Below are 4,897 nucleotides of genomic sequence, written 5' to 3' on the forward strand. Positions count from 1 at the left end.
TGGCTGGCCAAGCATCCGCGATTCAACATGCACTTCACGCCCACCTCCGCATCATGGCTGAACATGGTCGAGCGGTTCTTTCGTGACATCACAACCGAGCGACTTCGCCGCGGCGTATTCACCAGCGTGCCGGAACTGGTCGACGCCATCAACGAGTACATCGCTCACCACAACACCAACCCCAAGCCGTTCATCTGGACCAAGAGCGCTCGCGACATCCTACAGAAGGTCATTCGTGCCAACCGCCGCTTAAGTTCCAAACAGAATGGAACATTGCACTAGCCTGCAGTTCATCCACCTTAAGAGAAGAGAGTGGGACGGCTGGCTACCCCGCGCTAGCCGTATGCCGTCCCAAGGCCCCCACGCACGGGCCCAAAGCCGGCACAGTCATGCATTGCGGCGCTTGATGCGCCGTCGTCTTGGCGTTGCGTCGATTCCCTGCGGCCGGCTCGTCGCATATCAGAGCTTGTTATGTGGCGATTATCGGAGGCGCCATGGTGGTCGGCCAGTCAGCTAGCGCTGAATTGCGCTTCGGATTTCCCTGACGGCGCTGATCATCACCTCATTGGCTCGGTGCCTTGGGCGATTTCTCGTAGCGTGCAAGTTCCTCGCGCACGTCGGCATCGTCGAGCCGCGCCGCCGTCACCACGAGCGTGCCGATCCGGATATGCCGCGGCGGCCGGTTCGCCCGCATGGATTCGGCCAGCTCGCGCATGGCCTCGTAGCCCATGTTAAATGGCCGCTGAATAACGATGGCGTGGAGCTCGCCATTGCGCAGGCTGGGCGCAAAGCTCGGCCAATAGTCAAAACCGACCTGGATGGGGCGCTTGCCTTTCGGCAGCGCGTTGATCGCACGCACCACGCTGAAGGTCGAGATGTCATGCGGCGTGAACACGGCATCGAGCGCCTGCGCGTGCTTTGCGAGCGCTGCGGCGGCAGCAGTCTGCATGCCCCGGATGTCATAGCCCAGGTAGGTTTGCAGCACCACCCGGAATCCCAGTTCCGTGGCGGCGGCGATAAACCCGTTCTCGCGCGCGGTGGTGGCCTGCAGGTCCCGCGCGACGCGGAAGACGCCGATACGGGCTCCGTTGGGCAGCGCGCCGCGCAGGGTTTGCGCAGCCCGGCGGCCAGCGGCGTAATTGTCCGTGGCGACCAGGGGCGCGGAGTAATCGGCGCCCTCCCTGTCGACCAGGAGGAAGGGCACGCCAATGACAGGAGGGGTCGCGGGTGCCGCCACCGGCATCGGCGCGAGAATCAGGCCGTCCACCTTGCGCTCCAGCATGGACTGGATCATCCGCACTTGCAGGTTGTCCCGGATCGCCTGCGGGTCATCCTCATTGGGCGCGCGGATGATCACGTCGAGCTTCGCGTCGCTTGCGGCCTTGCGCACGCCGTCGGCAAGCACCTGCCAGAACTGGCTGCGGTTGCCCGCGAGGACGACGCCAATCTCCGTGGCGCCGGCCACGGTGAGGTGCATGACTGCTAGCAAGCCAACCAGGCAGACCACGTGGATCCGAACCATGCGTCCCATCTCCGACTTTCTGATCGCTTTCTGATCGATTACCCGCGCGCCATTGTCGCACGCGCCTAGGTGTTTGTACCGGTGGTCAGCCAAAGCGCGGCCACAGCCGTTAAAGTTCGGATTGGTTTTGCGGTTGGGCGTTGGTCAGAAATCCGGGAGTACGTCAGTTGAAGTCGGTCATCCCTCCATGGTTGTTGCAGCTGTGGCATGCCCCGCGGGAAAGGATCGCGGTAGTCTTGCTGACCCGTGTCGTGCTGTTCAGCACCGTCATCACGCTGCTCCTTACCGCCATGCAGCTTGCGCTCAGCTACCAGGCTGAAGTGGCCGGCATCCAGAATCGCTTCCAGGAAATGGAGGAAGGCTACTCCGGCGCGCTTGGCAGCTCGCTCTGGTCACTCGACAGCCGCCTGGTCCAGGAACAACTGGATGGCATGCTGCAATTGCCTCTTATCCGCTATGTCGAAGTGCGTGAAACGGCGCAGACCATGCACCCGCTGGTGGTGCATCGGGGCACGCACGCCGAGCGCAATGTGGTCGCGCGAGAGTTTCCCATCAATTGCTGCAACGACGACAAACGCCAGGTGGGCGTGCTGCGCGTGGAGGCCAGCCTCGATGAGGTCTATCTCGACATCCTGCGCCAGGCGGTCGTCATCCTGGCCAGCAACGCGGCCAAGACTTTCCTGGTTGCGCTCTTTATTCTGTGGATCGTCCATCGTGTTGCCACGCGCCATATCGTCGATCTCACCACGGGGTTGCGCAAACGCGCGCCCGGCGTACCGTCGGCGCCATTGAGCCTGCGCCGGTCCCGGCACGGGCAGGATGAAATCGAAGAACTGGTCGAGGCGCTGAACCTGATGTTCGCGCGCATCGACCGGCATATGGCGGAAATCCGCGATGCCAATACCAGGATGGCCGCCATCCTCGACAACATCCCCGACCTGGCCTGGGTCAAGGATACGGAAGGGCGCTATGTGGCCGCAAACCGCGCCCTGGCGGTTTCGCTGGGCGTGGCGCACCCCGCCGAGCTGATCGGCAAGACCGACTACGATTTCTATCCACACGATCGGGCGCTGGGGTACCTAGCCGACGATGCGCGGACCATGGCTTCGGGCGAGCGGCAGCGCATCGAAGAGCCGCATACGCAGGCGAACGGTTCGCGGACCTGGGTCGAGACCATCAAGACGCCGTATGCCGATGGGTGCGGACGGCCGGCCGGGACGGTCGGCATTGCCCGCGACATTACCGAGCGGCGGCGCATCGAGGACCAGTTGCGGCGCAGTGAAGCCTTGCAGGCTGCCGGCCAACGGCTCAGCCGGACCGGGAGCTGGTCGTGGAATGTCCGGACCGGTGCCGTCGTCTGGTCCGACGAGCACTACCGCATCTATGGATTTGCGCCCGGCGAAGTCGAGCCGACCGCGGAGATCTTCATGAGCCTCATCCACCCTGAGGACCGGCCCGCCATGCAAGCCATCGTGGCCGACAGCCTGCGCGATCCGCGCGAGCACGAACACGAGATGCGCCTGGCCCTGCCGGACGGCACCATCCGGCATGTGGGCGTGCTTGCGCACCCGGTACGCAACAAGGACGGTGGGGTCGATGAGTATGTCGGCATCGCGGCGGACAAGACCGCCGTGCGGCTTGCGGAAGCCGAGCGCGAGGCGCGCCGTGCGGCCGAGGCGGCGAACCGCGCCAAGACCGAGTTCCTGGCCACGATCAGCCACGAGCTGCGCACGCCGCTGAACGGCATCCTCGGCTATGCCCAGCTGCTGATGCGCGACAAGGACAGCGCCCCGGGCGTGCGCGAGAAGAGCGAGGTCATCAAGCGCAGCGGCGAGCAGTTGCTGAAGCTGATCGACGATCTGCTGAACTTCTCCAAGATCGAGGCAGGAAAGCTGGAACTGGCGCCGACGGAATTCGGCCTGGCCGAATTGCTTGCCACCATCGAGGAACTGATACGGGTCAAGGCTGAGCAAAAAGGCCTGGCCTTCGCGTGCCATGCGCCGCAGGCAATGTCGACCACGGCCTGCGCGGACGTGGGCAAGCTGCGCCAGGTGTTGCTGAACCTGCTGTCGAATGCCGTCAAGTTCACGGACCGCGGCTACGTGCGGCTGGACGTGAAGGTCTCGGAAGCGGGGCCGGGCAGGTTGCGCCTGCGCTTCGAGGTCAGCGACAGTGGCGTGGGCATTGACGCCCGGCAGCAGCAGCGGCTGTTCCGACCGTTCGAGCAGCTCGGCGACGCGAGGCACCGCCGGGGCGGCACCGGCCTGGGACTCGCCATCAGCCAGAAGCTGGTGGGCCTGATGGGAAGCGAGATCCGGCTGCAGAGCCAGCCGGGTGTCGGCAGCACGTTCTGCTTCGAGATCGATGCCGCCACCGGTGCGGCCCCGCTGCGCCATGAAGACCACGCAGCCGTTGCCATCGGGTATGCCGAAGCGCGCCGCCGCGTGCTCGTGGTGGACGACATCGCCGAAAACCGTGCGGTGCTGGTGGATCTGCTGCGGTCCCTCGGGTTCGTGCCGGAAGCCGCGCCGGACGGGCAAGCGGGCCTCAGGCAGGCGCTGAGGGCGCCGCCCGACCTGATCCTGATGGATGTCTATATGGCGGGGATCAGCGGCCTTGATGCCATCCGGCAGTTGCGGCGCGATCCCAGGCTGAAGCGGGTGCCTGTCATTGCGACCTCGGCAAGTACGCGGGGCATGGACGAGACCAGTTCGATCGACGCGGGCGCCGATGTCTTCCTGCCCAAGCCGATCGACCACGATGCGCTGCTGGGTCAGATCGCCAGGTTGCTCCATATCCAGTGGGACTACGAGGCTGCGACGGGGGCCGGCAGGCAACCGTCACCCGATGGCGTGGTGGTGCCGCCAATCGCGGAAATCGAGAAGCTGCACTACCTTGCCAAGCGCGGCAGCATGCGCGAGATACACGACTGGGCGCAGCGGATCGTGGAACTCGACGAGCGCTACAGGCATTTTGCCGCCAGGCTCAGGCAGCTGGCCAATGCCTATCAGTCGCGCGAAATCCTGCGCTTGGCCGGCCAATACCTGATGAAGCGCTGAGCGCAAGGGTCGTTGCGAGACAGGGTGGTGGCGCCGGCCACCCCCCACCCCCGGCACTACAGCACACTCACATCCGGCGTGCCTGCGGCCACCTCCAGCACCTTCGTACTGCAGGGCAGGCGCGGTGCCGCCGTCAAGCGGCTTGAGCGTATGGAAGGTGCAGCTGAGCTTGTCTGGCGTCAGCGTGACCAGTGCATAGCCCTCCATGTTGGAATCGGCGTGGCGGAGCCACGGATTGAACGTGCGTCATGGCGGGCGCGAATCGCAGGGTTCNCGGCCGCCAACGCTTTCATCCAATCAAGATTCACTGCTTGAT

Annotated in this window: 2 protein-coding genes and 1 pseudogene; 2 read left to right on the forward strand and 1 reads right to left on the reverse strand. The window is 64.8% G+C overall.

Going from position 1 to position 4,897, the window contains the following annotated elements; all coding sequences use genetic code 11:
* Positions 1-282: pseudogene (locus tag A3A5_RS0112345) on the forward strand (IS630 family transposase); the annotation flags it as partial.
* 280 nt (positions 283-562) lie between these two features.
* Here A3A5_RS0112345 and A3A5_RS0112350 read toward each other — a convergent pair.
* Positions 563-1,522: a substrate-binding domain-containing protein gene (locus tag A3A5_RS0112350; protein WP_157637209.1), complete on the reverse strand. Its 960-nt coding sequence runs from the start codon at positions 1,520-1,522 to the stop codon at positions 563-565.
* A gap of 236 nt (positions 1,523-1,758) precedes the next feature.
* On the opposite strand from A3A5_RS0112350, the gene A3A5_RS40245 reads away from it, so the two are divergent.
* Positions 1,759-4,581, forward strand: a complete 2,823-nt coding sequence (locus A3A5_RS40245; RefSeq protein ID WP_018310880.1) for a PAS domain-containing protein — start codon at positions 1,759-1,761, stop codon at positions 4,579-4,581.
* Positions 4,582-4,897: the final 316 nt, after the last annotated feature.

The organism is Cupriavidus sp. UYPR2.512, assembly GCF_000379565.1.
GTDB lineage: Bacteria > Pseudomonadota > Gammaproteobacteria > Burkholderiales > Burkholderiaceae > Cupriavidus.

What these genes read in the sequence shown, in the direction of transcription:
- A3A5_RS0112350 (WP_157637209.1), bottom strand. Translation starts at nt 1,522, where the DNA reads ATGGTTCGGATCCACGTGGTCTGCCTGGTTGGCTTGCTAGCAGTCATG.